Raw genomic sequence first — 17725 nt, 5'->3', positions numbered from 1 at the left:
CGACCGGTGCGTCGGTCGGTGGCGGTCACCGGACCGGCAGCGCGGTGTCGTGCGCGGTGACCCAGTCCAGCGCGTCCTGGCGCGGGCACGGTCCGTGCACCGCCGTCCAGCCGGCCGGTATCTCGGCGAACCGGGGCCACAGCGAGTGCTGACGCCGTTCGTTGGCGAGGACGAGGAAGGCGGCACCCTCCCCGTCCGCGTCGAAGGGGTTGACGGGGGCGTCGCCGCCCGGGGTGTGCGCTGCCATCGGGTCACTTCTCCAGGTCGGTCAGGCGGTCGGCGACCACGCGGGCTATGTGCGCGATCGGTTCGGGAAGGGTCATGTCCTTGTGCGAGCAGGCGATGTCGGTGTTGTCGATGCGCCCGGCCACGTACGGGGCCCAGGTGTCGGGGGTGAGCTCGTCGTCGAGGGTGTCGACGGTGGCGCGGAAGAACAGCACGTCCCCGTCGAAGCGCCGGTGGTCGAAACTCCGCACCAGGTGGTTGGTGTTGAGGTAGATGTCGGCGAGGGCCTCCAGCGTGCCGGTGGTCAGCGCGGCCAACGGGCTGCCCTCGCGCTGGAGAACCTCGATCACGTGGGCGGTGGTGAGCGGCTTGCCGTCCAGGGTGTCGGGGCCGTAACCGCCCATCGCCAACAGGGATTCCATCGCCTCGGCGTGGTCCGGGACCGGCAGCTCGCGAAAGCCCTCGGCGGGGTAGGCGTCGAGGACGGCGAGCAGTTCGACGGCCTCGCCCAGGTCCTGGAGGTGGGTGGCCACGGCCTGCGCGATGATGCCGCCGGTGGACCAGCCGAGCAGGCGGTACGGCCCGGCCGGCTGCACCTCCCGCATCCGGGTCGCGTAGTGCGCGGCCAGCTCCTCCAGGGTGGTGGGCAGGGGCCGACCGGCTGTGGCGGGGCCGACGCCCTGCGCCTGGAGGCCGTAGATCGGCACGTCGGCGGGCAGGTGACGGATGAGGCCGGCGTAGCACCAGCTGAGCCCGCCGGCCGGGTGCACGCAGTACAGCGGGGCGCGGTCGCCGTCGCGGGCCGGACGGAGCGGCAGCAGCACGTCGAGCGGGTCGTCGCCCGCGCCGTCCGGTGCCGTGTCGAGTGCGGTGGCCAGGGACGCGACCGTCGGGGACCGGAAGACGGTGCCGATGGACACCTCGGTGCCGAGGGCGGCCCCGACCCGGGCGGCGAGACGGACGGCGAGCAGCGAGTGGCCGCCGAGGTCGAAGAAGTTGTCGTCGGCCCCGACCCGGTCCGTGCCGAGCACCTCGGCGAAGATCGCGCAGAGCTGCTCCTCGCGCGGCCCGCGCGGGGCTCGTGCGAGGGCCCCGGCGGCGGGGCGGCCGGGGGCGGGCAGGGCCTTGCGGTCCAGCTTGCCGTTGCCGGTCAGCGGCAGCCGCTCCAGTTCGACCACGGCGGACGGGACCATGTGGGCGGGCAGGTCGCGGGCGGCGTGCTCGCGCAGCCGCCCCGCGAGGTCCGCCGTCGTGGTCCCGGTGCCCGTTCCCGCCGCCGTGTCCGCGTCCGTGACCCGCGCGGTGTCGGGGGCCGGGGCGGCGGATGTGTCCGGCGCGGCGGGCACCGCGTAGGCGACGAGCCGTTTGTCGCCGGGGACGTCCTCGCGGACCACCACGGCCACGTCCGCCACCTGCGGATGGGCGGCGAGGACGGCCTCGATCTCGCCGAGTTCGATGCGGAAGCCGCGGATCTTGACCTGGTGGTCGGCGCGGCCGAAGTACTCCAGGGTGCCGTCCGCGCGGCGGCGGGCGAGGTCGCCGGAGCGGTACATCCGGCTGCCGCTCTCCCCGAACAGGTGGGCGTGGGGGTCGGCGACGAAGCGGATCGCCGTCAGGTCGGGCCTGCCGAGGTATCCGGCGGCCACGCCCGCTCCGGCGACGTACATCTCCCCCGTCACGCCGGGCGGTACCGGCTGGAGCCGTTCGTCGAGTACGTAGACGCGCAGGTCGGGGATGTTGACGCCGATGGCGGAGGAGGTCGCGGCGGCGGCCGTGCGGCGGTCCAGGGCGTGGTGGGTGACGTGCACGGTGGTCTCGGTGATGCCGTACATGTTGACCAGCCGGGGGGCGTCGTCGGCGTGCCGGGCGTACCAGTCGTCCAGGCGGCCCGGTTCCAGGGCCTCGCCACCGAACACGACGTAGCGCAAGGCGAGTTCGTGTCCGGGGTCCTCGCGGTCGGCGGCGGCCAGCTGGTAGAAGGCGGACGGCGTCTGGTTGAGGACGGTCACCCGTTCCGCGGCGAGCAGCCGCAGGAAGGCGTGCGGGTCGCGGCTGGTCAGGTGGGGCACGACGACGACCTTGCCGCCGTACAGCAGCGCGCCCCACAGCTCCCAGACGGAGAAGTCGAAGGCGTAGGAGTGGAACAGTGTCCAAGTGTCGTCCGGTCCGAAGCCGAACCAGTGGTCGGTGGCGGTCAGCAGCCGGGTGACGTTGTGGTGGGTGACCACGACGCCCTTGGGGCGGCCGGTGGAGCCGGAGGTGTAGATGACGTACGCCGGGTCGTCGGGGGTCAGCGGGCGGACCCGGTCCTCCTGGCGGAGCGGGGCGTCGTCGTACGCCGCGTCGGCGGCGCCGTCGACGGTGATGACGGGCAGCTCGTGGGCGGGCAGCCGGGGCGCGGTGGCGGCGTCGGTGACGACGGCGGCGGGGCGGGCGTCGGCCAGCATGTACGCCAGCCGGTCGGCCGGGTAGTCGGGGTCGAGCGGGAGGTACGCGGCGCCCGCGAGACAGACCGCGAGCAGCCCGGTGACCAGGTCGGGGGAACGGGGCAGGGCGAGGGCCACGATGGAGCCGGGGCCGATGCCGCGGTCGGCGAGCAGCCGGGCCAGCCGGTGGGCGTGCCCGGAGAGTCCGGCGTACGTCAGCGAGACGCCTTCGTGGCCGACGGCGGTCCGGCCGGGGTGGCGGCGGGCGGCTTCCTCGTAGCGGTCGGCGAGGGTGGCCGCGGCGGCGGGCGCGGCGGGCAACACGCGGGAGACTCCGCACGTCGCGGCGCCGTTCTGCGCGGTGCCGCTTCCCGGGCCGCCGTCCTCCGTGACTCCGTGCCGCGCGGTGCCGTGCTCCGTGCTGCCGTGCTCCGTGCTGCCGTGCTCCGTGCTGCCGGGGAGATTGCCGTCGACCAGGGCGTGGTGGCGCTCGTCCTCACTGAGCAGCGGCAGCAGGCTCAGCGGGGTGTCGGGGGTCTCGGCCGCGGCGCCGAGCAGGCGGACCAGGCGGTCGGCGAGCGCCTGGGCGGTGGAGCGGTCGAAGAGGTCGGTGCGGAACTCCAGGAAGCCTCCGATGCCGCCACCGGCGAGTTCGCCCGCGTTGAGGGTGAGGTCGAACTTGGCGGTGCCCGAGGTCATGGTGGACAGCCGGGCGGTGGCGTCGGGCCCGAGCGGGAAGGCGGCGTCCGGTACCGACTGCCAGGCCAGCATGGTCTGGAAGAGCGGGTGACGGGACAGCGAACGGGGTGGGTTGAGGGCTTCGACGAGGTGGTCGAAGGGCAGCTCGTCGTGTTCGAAAGCGGCGAGTGCGGAGGTCCGTGCCCGCTTCAGCAGGTCCCGGAAGGTGGGGTCGCCGGAGGTGTCGGTGCGCAGCACGACGGTGTTGGTGAAGAAGCCGACGAGGGCGGCGGTGGCGTCGTCGTCGCGTCCGGCGACGGGGGTGCCGAGCGGGATGTCGGTGCCGCAGCCGTGCCGGGTGAGGAGGGCGGCCAGGCCCGCCTGGACGGTCATGAAGACGCTGGCGCCGGTGGTGCGGGCGAGCCGGACGAGGGCGGCGTGCGTGCCCGTGTCCAGGGCGAAGGGGACGGTGTCGCCGTCGGACGGGGCGACGGCCGGGCGGGGCCGGTCGGTGGGCAGGTCGAGCTGGTCGGGAAGTCCGGCCAGTGTCCGCGTCCAGTGGTCGAGCAGGGCGGTGGCGAAGGGGGTGGGCTCGGCGGGGGTGCCGAGCCGGAGCCGCTGGCGGGCCGCGTGGTCGGCGTACTGCACGGGCAGTGGGGCGAACTCCGGTGCCCGGTCGGCCAGCCGGGCGCGGTAGGCGGCGGCGAGGTCGTGGGAGAGCGGGGTGGTGGAGGCGCCGTCGCCCGCGATGTGGTGCAGCACCAGCAGCAGGGTGTGGCGGTCGTCGGCCCCGCTGAACAGGGTGGCGCGCAGCGGGATCTCGCGGGCCGGGTCGAAGCTGTGGCGGGCGGCGGCGGTCAGGTCGCCGCCGTCGGGGACGCGGTGCAGGACGGGCCGGGCCGCCGGGTCGCCGGGGGCGAGGACGTGCTGCCGGGGCAGGCTGTCGGAACCCTCGTCGGGGACCGGGTAGAGCGTCCGCAGTGTTTCGTGGCGGGCCGTCAGGTCGGCGAGGGCGTCGGTGAGGGCGCCCTCGTCCAGCGTTCCCTCGACGGTGAGGACGAGCGGGATGTTGTAGGTCGGGCTCGGCCCCTCCAGCCGGTGCAGGAACCACAGCCGCTGCTGGGCCGGTGACAGCGGCAGTTCGCCGGTGCGGGGCACCCGGACGAGGGGGACGTCGTCGGTGGTGGCGTCGTCGGTGTGACGGGTGCGGACCAGGGCGGCGAGGGCGGCCGGGGTGGGCTCGCGGAACACATCGGCGACGGAGACCGGCACGTCGAAGACCTCGCGCAGCCGGGCGGCGAGCCGGGCCGCGAGCAGCGAGTGCCCGCCCAGGTCGAAGAAGGAGCCGCCGGGGGCGGGGGCGGTGTCCAGGCCGAGCAGGTCGGCGAAGAGCCCGGCGACGACGTCGGTGTGCGGGTCGGCCGCCACCGGGCCGGTGGCGGCGGCCTCGGCGGTCTGCGGGGCGGGATCGGGCAGGGCGCGGTGGTCGAGCTTGTCGTTGGCGGTGAGCGGCAGGGTGTCGAGGAGGACGACGGCGGCCGGGACCATGTGCGCGGGCAGTTCGGCGGCGAGGTGGTCGCGCAGGGCGGCCGGGTCGGCGTCGGTGCCCGGCCGGAGGACGGCGTAGGCCAGCAGCCGCTTGCCGCCGGGCGCGTCGCGGGCGATGACGGCGGCGCGGGCGACGGCGGGGTGCCGGGCCAGGACGGCCCGGATCTCGCCGGGTTCGATGCGGAAGCCGCGGATCTTGACCTGGTCGTCGGTGCGGCCGAGGAACTCGATGGTGCCGTCGGGGCGGCGGCGCACCAGGTCGCCGGTGCGGTACATCCGGCCGCCGGGCTCGTCGTGCGGTGCCCCGAAGGGGTCGGCGACGAATCGCTGCGCCGTCAGGTCGGGCCGCCCGAGATAGCCGCGGGCGAGACAGGCCCCGGCGACGTACAGCTCGCCGGGCACGTCGTCGGGGGCCGGGCGCAGGGCCGTGTCCAGGACGTAGAGGCGGGTGGCGCGCACCGGGCTGCCGTCGGAGTCCGGCCCGGTCCAGTGGCAGGCGTCCACGGTGGTCTCGGTGGGTCCGTAGAGATTGAGCGGGTGGACGCCGTCGGCGGCGGCGAGGCGCTGCCAGAGCGGTGCGGGGACGCTCTCGCCGCCGACGACGAGGACGGCGGGCCGGTGGTGGCCGTCGCCCAGCAGCCCCTCGGCGAGGAGGGCCTCCGCGTAGGAGGGGGTGACGTCGAGGTAGTCGACGCGGTGCTCGTCGACATAGGCGGTCAGCGCGGCCGGGTCGCGGTAGGTCGCGTCGTCGAGCAGGTGCAGTTCGTGGCCGTGGACCATCCACAGCACCGGGTCCCAGGAGGCGTCGAAGGCGAAGGAGGCGCTGTGGGCGACCTTGAGCCGGGCGCGGCCGGTCCGGGCGACGGCGGGCGCGATGTGGTCGGTGCCGTGGCCGGCGTACAGGTTGGCCAGGGAGGCGTGGGTGACGACCACGCCCTTGGGGCGGCCGGTGGAGCCGGAGGTGTGGATGACGTACGCCGCGTCGTCCGGGCCGGGCACGGCGGCGGGGCGGTCGCCGGGGGCCCGTCCGAGGACGGTGCGCGTCTCCGGGGCGTCCACGGCGATCACCGGCAACCCGTGTGCGGGAAGGGCGGCGAGCGCCTCGGCGGTGCCGAGGACGCAGGCGGGGCGGGCGTCCTCCAGCACGGCGAGGGTGCGGGCGGCCGGGTGGCCGAGGTCGAGCGGCTGGCAGACGCCGCCCGCCTTGAGGACGGCGAGCAGGGCCGTGACCATGCCGGTGGAGCGCGGCAGGGCGAGCGCGACGGGTGTTTCGGGGCCGACGCCGTGGGCGGTGAGGTGGTGGGAGAGCCGGTTGGCGGCGGCGTCCAGTTCGGCGAAGGTGAGCGTGTCGCCGCCGCAGCGGACGGCGGTCGCGTCCGGGGTGCGCGCGGCCCGCGCGGCGAACTCCTCGGGCACGGTCGTGGTGACGCGCGGCTCCGAACGGCCCGCCGTGGCGCGGTGCACCTCGTCCTCGGTGAGCAGGTCGAGTGCGGCGAGCGGTCGGTGCGGGTCGGTGAGCAACAGTTCGGTGAGGCCGTCGAGGCAACGGCGGAGGGTGGCGGCACAGCGGTCGGCGTCCGCGGCGGTGTAGCGGGCGGCGTCCGCCTCCACGACGAGGGCGAGGCCGTCGTCGTGGCCCGGCCAGGCTCCGACGGAGAGATCCTCGACCGGTCCGGCGGCGAGGTTGCGAACGGTGCCGGGCAGCCCGTCGAAGTCCAGCGAACCGCCGTCGTGGGGCTTGATGTTGACCATCGGTCCGGTGAGCGGTGCGGCGGGTGCGGTCAGACCCAGGTCGCGGCGGAGGTCGGCCTGCGGGTAGCGCTGGTGGCGGCGCACCTGCCGGATCTCCAGCACGATGCGGCGGAGCAGTTCGGCGGCGGTGTCCTGCGGGCGGACGGCGATCCGCAGCGGCAGCACGTTCACGGTCATCGCGGGGGTGCGCAGCGCGGCCGGGCCCCGGCGGTTGGTGAGCGGCAGGCCGAGGACGACGTCCTGGGAGCCGGTGAGCCGGTGCAGCTGGACGGCGGTGGCGGCGACGACGAGTTCGGCCCAGGTGGCCTTGGCGGCACCGGCGGCACGGGTGAGGCGGCTCAGCGCACCGGCGGGCAGGTCGGCGGCGCGGCGCAGCAACGGGCCGTCCGCGGGGGCGGCGGCGTCCGGTGCCGGGTCGGAGTCCGACGCGCTTGCGGGCGTCGTCGGGGCGGGGCGTGCGGAATCGACGGAACGTGCGGACACCGCGGGCGCGGCGGGCGCGGCGGGCGGCGCCAGGGTGACGGGGACGGCGTCGGCCATCCGGCCGGCCCAGAACTCCCGGTCGGCGGCGTACTGTTCGCCCGCCAGGTACTCCTGCTCCTCGGCGACGACGTCGCGCAGCGGCACGAACCGGGCCTCCGGCGGTGTCCGCCCGTCGGCCGTGTACAGCTCGGCGACCCGGCGGCCGATCAGGGTCAGGGCGTAGGCGTCGACGGCGATGTGGTGGACCCGCTGGTACCACCAGTACCGCGTGTCGCCGACCCGGAACAGCGCCTGGTTCATCAGGCCGTCCGCCGCGGCGAGTCCGCCCGGACGGGACAGGTCGGCGCGTATCCACCGCCCCGCCTCCCGGACGGGCTCGTCCGCCGCCCTCAGGTCGATTCGGTGCAGCGTGAACCCGGCACCGGGGTCGGCGTACTGGACCGGCGTCCCGTCCTCCTCGGCGATCCGCAGCCGCAGGGTCTCGGCCTCGGCGACGGTACGGCGCAGCGCGCGCTCGAAACGGTCCTCGTCGAGGGCCCCGGCGATCTCCACGACGTCCGCCGTGTGGAACTCCGTGCTGCCCGGGGCGAGCTGTTGTGCGTAGTGGATACCGCTCTGCGCGGTGAGCAGGGGAAACGGCTCCGGACGCTGGTTCATGTGGGGACAACTCCTCGGTTGTGAAAGCCTTGCCGCGCACTGGCCGCCAAAGACTTAGGTAAGCCTAAGCTAAATTCTTGTATCGCATGCCTCCGGCACGAGCTTCACGGCGGAGGGCAGCACGAGCACACCGGAGGAAGAACCGATGACCGACCCGCACGGCGACACCGCCGCCACCCATCAGGACGTCAGATCCCGTGTGCGGCAAGGGATCGAGCGGGATACGAACGCCCTGCTCGGCCTCAGCCGCCGCATCCACGGCCACCCGGAGACCGCGTTCGGCGAGTACCGGGCCGCCGCCTGGTGCACCGAACTGCTGGCCGACCGCGGCTTCGACGTGACCGCCCCGGCGTACGGGCTGGACACCGCCTTCGAGGCCACGGCGGGCAGCGGCCCCACGACGGTCGCCATCGTCTGCGAGTACGACGCCCTGCCGGACCTCGGTCACGCCTGCGGTCACAACCTCATCGCCGCCGCCGGGATCGGCGCCGCGCTCGGCCTCGCGCCGACCGCGCACGAACTCGGGCTGCGGATACGGGTGCTGGGCACCCCGGCCGAGGAACGCGGCGCGGGCAAGGCACTGATGCTCCGGGAGGGGGCCTTCGACGGGGTGGACGCCGCGATGATGGTCCATCCGTGCCCGTTCGAGATGACGGACTTCCGGTCCTTCGCACTCGGCACCCTGTCCGTCACCTACACCGGCCGGTCCGCACACCCCAGCCTCGACCCGCACAACGGCCGCAACGCGGCGGACGCGCTGACCGTGGCCCAGGTGGCCATCGGCCTGCTCCGCCAGCAACTGCCGCCGCAGTGGCGGGTGCACGGCATCACCACGGAGGCCGGCAGCGCGCCCAACGCGATCCCGGACCGGGCCCGCGCCTCGTACGAGCTGCGGGCCCTGGCCGCCGAGGACCTCACCGAACTGCGGGCGCGGGTGGAGGCGTGCTTCCGGGCGGGCGCACTCGCGACCGGCTGCGAGGTGTCCCTGGAGCGTCCCGAGCCCGACTACCTGGACTTCCGGGGCGACCCCGGGCTGCTGCGGCTGTGGGCGGCCAACGCCCGCACCCTCGGCCGCCCGGAGCCCGTGGAGCGGCCCCCGTTCGCCTGCACCGACATGGGCAACGTGTCGCACGTGGTGCCCTCCATCCACCCGGTGCTCGACATCAGCGGCGGCACCTGCGGTCCGCACGAGGCCGCCTTCGCCGAGGCGGCCGTCTCGCCGACGGCCGAGCGGGCGCTGCTGGACGGGGCGACGGCGATGGCGTGGACGGCGGCCGACTTCGCGCATGCGCGACAGGACGGACGACGACCCGCGTGAGCGGCGCAGGGTGCGGGCGGACGGGAGCCCGCCCGCACCCGGCACCCGGCACCCGGCACCCGGCACCCGGCACCCGGCACCCGAGCATGCGGCACCCGGCATGCGGCACCCGCCATGCGGCACCCGCCATGCGGCACGCGCTCAGGAAGCGCCCAGCGCCTTGACGATGTCGTTCACGACCACGTCGGCGGCGAGCGGTCCGCCGCGGGTCGACCAGACGGAACCGTCGACCGTCACGGCATGGCCCTTCCCGACGGCGTTCAGCTCCTTGTACGCCGGCTTGGTCTGGACGTCCTTGAGCGCCTTCTCGCCGTCGGAGGTGAGGGTCGACAGGAACAGCCAGTCGCCGTCGATCTCGTTGATCTTCTCCAGGCTGAGCGACGGGGTGTGGGCGTTGCCGTCCTTGTTCTGCGCCTCGGGACGCTTCAGCCCCATCTCCAGTGCGATGCCGCCGGCGAACTGCTTGTTCTCCATCCAGCTGGGGCCGTCCGGGTTCCAGCGGACGATGGAGACCTCGGCGCCCTTGTTCGCCCCCAGCTTCTCGCCCGCCGCCTTGGCGGCGCTCTCGCGCTCGGAGATGACCCGGTTCGCCGCGTCGAGCTTGTTGAGGGCGTTGCCGATGCCGCGGAACGACAGCTTCCAGTCGTCGGTCGGCGCCATGGTGACCAGGGTGGCCGGGGTGATCTCGCGCAGCTGCTTCAGGACCTGCTCGTCCTGCATGTCACCGGCGAGGATCAGGTCGGGCCTGGCGGCGACGACCTTGTCCATGACCGGCTGGAGCAGGTTGCCGACGACGTCGATGCCCTGCACCTTGTCGGCGAGGTAGGCGGGCGGCTCGTCGAGCCCCTGGCCGTTGGTGATGCCGACCGGCTTCACGCCGAGCGCGAGGACCGCGTCCAGCTCCTCCTGAGTGAGGGTCACGATCCGCTTGGGGGCGACCGGAACCTGGACGGCGCGGCCGGTGGCATCCTTCACCGTGCGGGTGGCCGAGGCCGAGGAGTCCTTGCCCGAGCCGCCCTCGGCGTCGTCGGAGTCCGAGCCGCAGCCGGTCACGAGCAGCGTGGTCGCCGCCGCGACGGCGGCGACCCGCGCCGCACCGCGTGAAAGCATCGAGGAGGGGCGTCTGGACAGGGACATGGGGACTCCATGATTCATGGGGACGTGCAAACAGCGCGGACGGCAGGCCGATGCCCCATGGACACCGAACCACCCGACCACGAGAACTAAGGTTAGCCTTACCTCAGACACCTCGGGCAAGGGGATCTCCCGACCTCGTTCACAGCCCCCTCGGGACCGCCCGCCCGGTGACGGAACCGGCTCGCCCGCTCCCGCCCGACCGACCCCGGTCCGCGATGCCCGACGACGGCCCACCACACCCCTCGCACACGTAAAGGCACGGCAAAACGCGCTCGTCAAGCGCCCGAACGGACGGCCTGGGCAGCCCTTTTCGGACTTTTCCGCCCGTCGGTTCCGCGTACCCCGCAAAGCCCCGCCGCCGCCCCTATGCTTCTACACGCCTGTAGAGCGCGGGTGCCCGTCCGGTGTTCCCGAGGGGTACCCGACGCCCCTCGTACGCACGTAAGGGAGTGAACGCCGCGATGGTGTTCAAACGACTGCTCGGCTCACTCGGTGTGGGCGGCCCCACCGTCGACACGGTTCTCGACGCCGGGGCGGCCGTCCCCGGCGGCCCCCTGTCCGGCCGGGTCGAACTCAGGGGCGGCGGCGCCGCCTTCGACATCGAGCACATCACGCTGGAACTCGTCGCGCGGGTGGAGGCCGAGCACGAGGAGGGCGAGCGGGAAGGCGTCGTGGCCTTCGAACGCTTCACCGTCGGCGGAGGCTTCCGGTTGGCCGAGGACGAACTGCGCAGCGTGCCCTTCACCGTCGTCCTGCCGTGGGAGACCCCGGTGACCCAGCTGTACGGGCAGGACCTCGGCATCGTCCTCGGCGTGCGCACCGAACTCTCGGTGGCCGGCGCCCGGGACAAAGGCGACCTCGATCAGCTCGTCGTGGCACCGCTGCCCGTGCAGGAGGCGGTCCTCGACGCGTTCGGCCGGCTCGGCTGCGGCTTCGCGTCCGCGGACCTGGAGTACGGCCGGATCGGCGGCACCCACCAGCAACTCCCCTTCTACCAGGAGATCGAGCTGCTGCCGCCGCCGCAGTACGCGGACCGGATCGAGGAGATCGAGGTGACCTTCCTCGCCTCCCCGGGCGGCATGGACGTGGTCCTGGAGGCCGATCTGCGCGGCGGACATCACTCCGGCGGACACGACGCGCTCGCCCGGTTCACTGTCGGCCACGACGACATCGCCCACCGGGACTGGCAGGCGCTCGTCGACGAGCAGCTGCGCCGACTTGCCGAACTCCGCCCGGCGTACCCGGTGGAGTACGGGCACGGGGCACCCGGGTACCACGGCGACGGACACGGACACGACGGTGCCCATCACACCGACGGCGGACACCGTTCCGGTCCGGGCGTGGGCACCGCCATCGCGGCGGGCGCCGCCGGTCTCGCCGTGGGCGTCGTCGGCGGCATGGTCGCCGCCGAGGTCGTCGACGAGGTCGGGGACTTCTTCGAGGACGACGAGGAGGGCGAGGACTGATGTTCGGAATCAGCGAGATCGGGGTCGTCCTGATCGTGGTCGTCCTCGTCCTGGGCGCCAAGAAGCTCCCCGAACTCGCCCGTTCCGCAGGCAAGTCGGCGCGCATCCTGAAGGCCGAGGCCAGAGCGGCGAAGGAGAACGGGGGCACCGGCGGCCCGGAACCGGCGCCCCGGATCGTCCGCGGCGAGACCGTCGCCCGGACCGATCCGGGCGAATCGGGGAGCGGGCGGCACCCGACGGGCTGACGACCGCCCCCGCACCGTCTCCCCGGCAGAGGCGGGGCGCCGGTCCCGCCACACCTCGCCGCGCCGCCGGGCCGACCGCGCACCCCGTGCATGCGGACGGCCCGGCGTGGCCCTGCGTGCTCCTGCCCCGTGCGGCGTCCGGCATCGAAGGAGCCGATACCGGCGTTCGGAACGGCGCATGGGGCGGCCCTTGTCGCAACTCCGCCCGGTGCCCGAGGCTGTTGCCGTCGGCCAAGTCATGCATGGAGGTGGGGCGTGGTCCGGAACGACGGCGTCGACCGGTTCGTCGTGGTGATCAACGACGAGGAGCAGTACTCGATCTGGGCGCAGGAGCGCGAGCTGCCCGCCGGCTGGCGGGAGGCCGGGTTCTCCGGGACCCGCGAGGAGTGCCTTGCGCATGTGGACGAGGTCTGGACCGACATGCGCCCGTTGAGCGTCCGCGGCGCGTAGCCGACGTCGTGCGGTCCACGCCTCCGCCGGTGTCACGGATCGCTGGGGAGCCATCCCCGTTGGACCGCCCGCACGCCCGCCTCGAACCGGCTGCGCGCGCCCAGGCGTTGCATCAGGACCGTCGACATGCGGCGTGCGGTGCGGTGCGAGAGCCCGAGCCGCTTCGCTATGCCCGCGTCGGTGTGGCCCTCGGCCAGCAGGCGCAGGGCCGCGGCCTCCTGACGGTTGAGCGCGTCCTCGTCGTCCCGGCGCACCAAATCGTCCAGCGGTTGCGCCGTCTCCCACACCAGCTCGAACAGGGTGCACAGCGCGGTGAGGGGGCCCTGGCCGGTCAGGACGACGGCTCCCTCACCGCTGTCCTCGCTGTTGACCGGGACGACCGCCACCTCCCGGTCGATGAGGGTGAGCCGGAGGGGCAGCGCGGCGACGGTGCGGACCTGGCCGCCCGGTCCGGTGAGCCGACGCGCGTGGGCGAGCGCGGCCGGATCGTTGCGCACACTGTCCAGGCAGACCGTCCGCATCGCCACCCCCTCGCACAGCAGCCGCTCGTCGAGCGGACGGGCGGCGGCCATCGTGTTCTCCTCCCTCCGGGCCCCGTCGGGGACGAAGGTCATCACCTCGCGCCGTACCCGCTCCGAGAGTGCGGCGAGTCTGACCCGGACCTGGGCCATGTCGGCGAGGTACTCGACCCCGACCGGACAGTGCGGGGCCTTGAGTTCCGCGTACTCGGAGAGCAGCCGGGACGCCGTGGTGCGCGCGACGGAGATCCGCTCCCGGTCCCGGGCCAGTTCGGCCTGCATCTGGGAGAGCAGGTGGTCGAAGGCGATCTCGGGACTGATCGGACGCGGGGTCTCGGTGGGCCCGGACCGGGACGGCGCCCCCGGCGGGAGCTGGACCAGGGACAGCTCGGCCAGTGTGTCCCAGGCCCGGCGCACGGATTCCTCCGAGGTCCGCAGACGGTGGGCGAGCGCGGTCGCGTCGTCCCCGGGCCCGGCGAGCATGGCCCGGTAGACCGCCTCGGTCAAGGTGTCCAGTCCCAACACTTCCAGCACGAGGGCCTCAGTCCTCCCGTTCACCCATGCGCGATGGGCGTCCTCGCGTGCGCGACGCCGACGCCGGGCCGGTGCTCCGGCCCACCGGCGATGGCCTGAATGGGCCTTGGCCCAATGGGGCCACCCCTTCCCCCTTTTCTCGCGCCCCCACGTGCGGTGATGCTAATGCGCGGCGGCGAACCCGCCAAAGCCGAAACGCGCTCAGCCGTCACTGTCCACCACCACGGAAACCGGCCTCGGAAGGATGCTCCTCTTGCTCCGCGACCGCGTCGTCGGGACCGCCGTCGTCACCGTTCCCACGGCCGCGACGTTCCCCGTTCCCAGCGCCGCCGTCGCGATGGCCGCCCCCTCCCCCGCCCGCCGGACCGCGCAGGCACGGCCGCAGCCGCGGGCCCAGGACCGGCCGGGGCCGGGCGCCGAGACGTCGGGGAGCGACATGGGCCGGCAGTGACGCGCGGAGCGGTGAATCACGGGGGATGAGATGGACCTGAGACAACTGACAACGTTCCACCGGGTCGCGACACTGCTCAGCTTCACCCAGGCGGCGACCGAGCTCCACTACGCACAATCCAGTGTGACCACGCAGGTCAAGAGTCTCGAAGTGTCGCTGGGGGTGGAACTCTTCGAACGGCTCCACGGCAAGATCCGCCTCACTCCGGCCGGGGAGCGGCTCCTTCCCTACGCGGAGCGGATCCTGTTCCTCGTCGAGGAGGCCCGCGAGAGGACAACCGGGTGGGCGGAACCCTCCGGGGTGCTCACCGTCGGCACCGTGGAGAGTCTGACCTCGTACCGGATGCCGCCGGTACTGGAGTTCTTCCACCACCGCTATCCGCGGTTGCAGATCGCGCTGCGGCCGAGCCCCTCGGCACAGACCTGCGAGGCGCTGCGCCGGGGGACGCTCGACATGGGGTTCTTCATGGAGGCGCAGACCGAGCACGCGGGGGTGCGGGCGGAGGTCCTCGGGAGGGAACGGCTCGTGGCGGTCGCGGCCGCCGGACACCCCCTCTCGGGAGTGCCGGCCGTCACGACGGAGGAGCTGCGGAGCGTTCCCGTGCTGGCGCCCGAGGCCGGCTGCTCGTACCAGGAGCTGCTTGCGGCCGAGCTGGGCGCCGGGGAACCCGGAACGCCGTGGCTGGAGTTCGGCACCATCGAGTCGATCAAACGCGGTGTGGCCGCGGGACTCGGGGTCAGCGTGTTGCCGGAGATCGCGGTCGCCGAGGCGGTCACCGCCGGAACCCTTGCGGTGCTCGACTGGGAGCCCCCGTTCGAGGTCTACACGCAGATCGCCTGGCGGCACGGCAAACAGGTGACCCGCGAAATGCGGGCGTTCATCGACCAGACGGCACGCTTCATGTCCCAGGACCGGCCGGTTCCGGTGGGCTGAGGTGGCCGGAACGATCCGGGCATCCGGTCGGCACGGCCCGCTCCGTGCGGTCATCGAATTCGCCGATCCCCCGCATCGAAATCGCCGTCGCCGGAACATTGACCGCGATCTTCGCTCTGGCCAAGGCTGTGGGCGGTCCCGTTCGGCGGGGCCGTTCACGACGACGGGGGACGTCATGCACAGGACCATCGAGGTGGTCGGGATCGGGGGATCCTCCATTCCGGACTCCACGGCGGAGCGGGCCGTGCGCCCGGTGTCGCGAAGCGGGGCCGGGCCGATCGGGGGCTCCGGACGGACGACGCGGCAGGTGCGCCGGACGGGTTGAGCACCGGGCCCCGCCCCCACTCCCCCCCACTCCCCCGCACCCGCGCACCCATGCGCCCGCGCTTCCTTCTTCCCTCCTTCGCTTCTCGACGTCCACGCACACGGATCCGACAGGGATGAACGTTGACTCGTGACACAGACATGGCCGGTGACGGCACGGACCGGTGGCTCCGATGCTTCCGTCCCGGAGCCGGGACCGGCCGCGCGGTGATCTGCTTCCCGCACGCGGGCGGTGCGGCCGGCTACTACTTCGGCCTGGCCGCGGCGCCGCCCCCGGACACCGAGGTGCTGGTGGTGCAGTACCCGGGGCGGGAGAACCGGCTGTTCGAGGAGCCCTCCGTCTCCCTGGAGTCCCTCGCGGACTCCGTGGCCCGGGTGCTGCGGGCACGGCAGGTGATCCGGCCCGTCCTGTTCGGCCACAGCATGGGGGCCCTCGTGGCCTTCGAGGTCGCCAGGCGTCTTGAGGCGGCGTCCACCGCCTCGGCCCCGGCCGCGCTCGTCGTCTCGGCCTGCTCCGCCCCCTCGCACCACGCGGACCGCGCGGACCGACTGCGCGGCATCGAGGAGGAACCGGACGCGGAGGTTCTCGCCCGTGTCGTGGGGCTCGGCGGCACCGGCCGGGCGGTGGCCGAGGACGAGGAGCTCGCCCGGTTGTTCCTCCCGGCGCTCCGCGCCGATCTGAGCGCGGTGCGGAGGTACCGGGCATCGGCGGACACGACGGTGCGCTGCCCGGTCACGGTGTGCGTGGCCGACGCGGACCCCGATGTCCCGGTGGCGGAGGCCGGGTTGTGGGGCCGCCATACGACGGCGGGCGCCTCGGTGCACGTCTTCGAGGGCGGCCACTTCTACCTCGGCACCTGGCCGCCGCGCCTCCTCGACCTGCTGCGCCCGGCGGGGCGTCCCTCGTGTCCCGAGGGCGTGAGCGCATGACGGCCATGGGATTCGTGGAGGAGGAACTCGCCCTGATGTGGGGCGAGCTGCTGCACGTCACCGGCGTCGGGCCGGGCTCGCGCTTCGGGGCGCTGGGCGGCGATCCGGGCACCGCGGACCGGCTCGCGGACCGGATCGACACGGATCTGGGCGCGCGGGTCGACCCGGCACGACTGCTCGGCGCGGACTCCCTGGAGGCCATGGCCGGGCTGGTGCGCGAGGCCATGAGGGCGGCGGAGCCGGGCGGTGCGGAACCGGCCGCCGCCGGTCCACGGCCGGGGGTGCGCGACGAGCGGCCGCCGCTCTCCTTCGCCCAGCAACGGCTTTGGTTCATGCAGCAGTTGGACCCGGGCAGCACGCTGTACAACGTGCCCACGGTGCTGCGTCTGCACGGCGCGCTGGACCGGGCCGCCCTGGCACGCGCCCTGGACGCACTGGTCGCCCGCCACGAGGTGCTGCGGACGACGTACGCGGCGTCCTCCGGAACCCCGTACCAGGTGATCGCTCCCCCGGCGCCGGTACCGTTGCCCTGCACCGACCTGGCGGACGACCCCGATCCGGTGGCGGGGGCGGAGCGCATCGCCGCCGAGGAGGCCGCGCACGTCTTCGACCTGGCCGGCGCTCCTCCGATGACCGCCCGGCTGGTCCGGCTCGGCGGGACGGAACACCGGTTGATGCTGACGTTCCATCACATCGCGGTCGACGGCGCCTCGGTGACCGTCCTCTACCGCGAGCTGGGGCTGCTCTACGGCCGCTCGCCGGAGGTGCTGCCCGAGGTGACGTGGCACTGCGCGGATCACGCCGTCGCGCAGCGGGCGTGGCTCACCGGCCGCACGCTGGACTCCCTGATCACCCACTGGCGCGCCGTGCTCGGGGACGACCCGCAGGCCCCGGTCCTGCCGTCCGACCGCCCGCGGCCCGCCACCAAGAGCTTCCGCGGGGCGGTCGCCACCCGGGACCTGCGGCCGGAACTCGTCCGGGCCGTAAGGGAGTTCGGACGCCGGGAGCGCGCCACCCCGAACATGACGCACCTGGCGGCGCTGTTCGCGCTGCTGGCCGGCTGGGCGGGGACCACCGATCTCACGGTGGGCATTCCGGCGGCGGGCCGCAACCGTCCCGAGGTGCAGGACATGGTGGGCTGCCTGATCAACATGGTGCCGGTCCGCGCCCGGCTGGACGGCGGCCCCGGCTTCCGGGAGCTGCTGGCCCGGGTGCGGGGCGCGGTGCTCGACGCCACGGCGCACCAGGACCTGCCCTTCGACAAGCTGGTCGAGACCCTCGTCTCCCGGCGCGGGCGGGACTTCATGCCGGTCTTCCGGGTGATGTTCAGCTATCTGGGCGCGCGGCGGCCCCCGGTCCTCGACGGGCTCGACGGGTGCGTGCTGGACCTCACCGGCCCCCGGGACACCGCCAAGTACGACCTGAGCCTGTACGTGGAGGAGCGCGGCGACGGTGTCGCGCTGGCCCTGGAGTACGACACCGATCTGTTCGGGCCGGACACACCGGCCGCTCTGCTCGCCGCCTACGAGCGGACGTTGGAAGAAGTCATCGCCGTCCCCGACAAGCCGGTCCCGGACCTCGCGGCGGTCCGGGCCATCGGCCCCGGCACCGAGAGGAACACCGATCGTGACCGTTGACGGACGGGCCCCG

At 73.9% G+C, this 17725-nt stretch carries 12 protein-coding genes; 8 read left to right on the top strand and 4 right to left on the bottom strand.

Going from position 1 to position 17725, the window contains the following annotated elements; translation table 11 throughout:
• Nucleotides 1-25 precede the first annotated feature (25 nt).
• Nucleotides 26-247, bottom strand: coding sequence for an MbtH family protein (locus tag ACFC79_RS26855; RefSeq protein WP_376244827.1), 222 nt, complete (start codon nt 245-247; stop codon nt 26-28).
• Nucleotides 248-251: 4 nt separating this feature from the next.
• On the bottom strand, nt 252-7769 hold the full coding sequence (locus ACFC79_RS26850) for an amino acid adenylation domain-containing protein (RefSeq protein ID WP_376244825.1): 7518 nt from the start codon (nt 7767-7769) through the stop codon (nt 252-254).
• Nucleotides 7770-7914: 145 nt separating this feature from the next.
• On the opposite strand from ACFC79_RS26850, the gene ACFC79_RS26845 reads away from it, so the two are divergent.
• Nucleotides 7915-9087 carry a M20 family metallopeptidase gene (locus ACFC79_RS26845; RefSeq protein WP_376244822.1) on the top strand — a complete coding sequence of 391 codons (1173 nt, stop codon included), beginning with the start codon at nt 7915-7917 and terminating at the stop codon, nt 9085-9087.
• A 141-nt stretch (nt 9088-9228) separates the two neighbouring features.
• Here the strand turns inward: ACFC79_RS26845 and ACFC79_RS26840 are convergent, their stop codons facing one another.
• Nucleotides 9229-10224, bottom strand: a complete 996-nt coding sequence (locus ACFC79_RS26840) for an ABC transporter substrate-binding protein (protein ID WP_376244819.1) — start codon at nt 10222-10224, stop codon at nt 9229-9231.
• A gap of 461 nt (nt 10225-10685) precedes the next feature.
• On the opposite strand from ACFC79_RS26840, the gene ACFC79_RS26835 reads away from it, so the two are divergent.
• From ACFC79_RS26835 to ACFC79_RS26825, 3 genes are all read left to right on the top strand, one after another.
• Nucleotides 10686-11690, top strand: a complete 1005-nt coding sequence (locus ACFC79_RS26835; RefSeq protein WP_376244816.1) for a sporulation protein — start codon at nt 10686-10688, stop codon at nt 11688-11690.
• Nucleotides 11690-11935, top strand: a complete 246-nt coding sequence (locus ACFC79_RS26830) for a twin-arginine translocase TatA/TatE family subunit (protein ID WP_376244813.1) — start codon at nt 11690-11692, stop codon at nt 11933-11935. Before ACFC79_RS26835 ends, ACFC79_RS26830 begins: the two co-directional genes overlap by 1 nt.
• 255 nt (nt 11936-12190) lie before the next feature.
• Complete coding sequence (locus tag ACFC79_RS26825) at nt 12191-12385, top strand: MbtH family protein (RefSeq protein WP_376244810.1); 195 nt, start codon at nt 12191-12193, stop codon at nt 12383-12385.
• Nucleotides 12386-12417: 32 nt separating this feature from the next.
• On the opposite strand, the gene ACFC79_RS26820 is transcribed toward ACFC79_RS26825, so the two are convergent.
• On the bottom strand, nt 12418-13437 hold the full coding sequence (locus ACFC79_RS26820) for a LuxR C-terminal-related transcriptional regulator (protein ID WP_376244807.1): 1020 nt from the start codon (nt 13435-13437) through the stop codon (nt 12418-12420).
• 253 nt (nt 13438-13690) lie between these two features.
• Here ACFC79_RS26820 and ACFC79_RS26815 point away from each other — a divergent pair, with 253 nt between their 5' ends.
• The 4 genes from ACFC79_RS26815 to ACFC79_RS26800 all read left to right on the top strand — a co-directional run bounded on the left by ACFC79_RS26815 (nt 13691) and on the right by ACFC79_RS26800 (nt 17712).
• On the top strand, nt 13691-13888 hold the full coding sequence (locus ACFC79_RS26815; protein WP_376244804.1) for a hypothetical protein: 198 nt from the start codon (nt 13691-13693) through the stop codon (nt 13886-13888).
• Between the two features lie 30 nt (nt 13889-13918).
• Nucleotides 13919-14821, top strand: coding sequence for a LysR family transcriptional regulator (locus tag ACFC79_RS26810; RefSeq protein WP_376244801.1), 903 nt, complete (start codon nt 13919-13921; stop codon nt 14819-14821).
• 447 nt (nt 14822-15268) lie between these two features.
• Complete coding sequence (locus ACFC79_RS26805; protein ID WP_376244799.1) at nt 15269-16075, top strand: thioesterase II family protein; 807 nt, start codon at nt 15269-15271, stop codon at nt 16073-16075.
• Nucleotides 16072-17712 carry a condensation domain-containing protein gene (locus tag ACFC79_RS26800; protein WP_376244796.1) on the top strand — a complete coding sequence of 547 codons (1641 nt, stop codon included), beginning with the start codon at nt 16072-16074 and terminating at the stop codon, nt 17710-17712. The genes ACFC79_RS26805 and ACFC79_RS26800 overlap by 4 nt, the downstream gene beginning before the upstream one ends.
• The last annotated feature ends 13 nt before the right edge of the window (nt 17713-17725 follow it).

The organism is Streptomyces sp. NPDC056061, assembly GCF_042266885.1.
Classification (GTDB): domain Bacteria; phylum Actinomycetota; class Actinomycetes; order Streptomycetales; family Streptomycetaceae; genus Streptomyces.
Note: the sequence above shows the minus strand (reverse complement) of the source record. Positions and strands in the feature narration are given on the sequence as shown.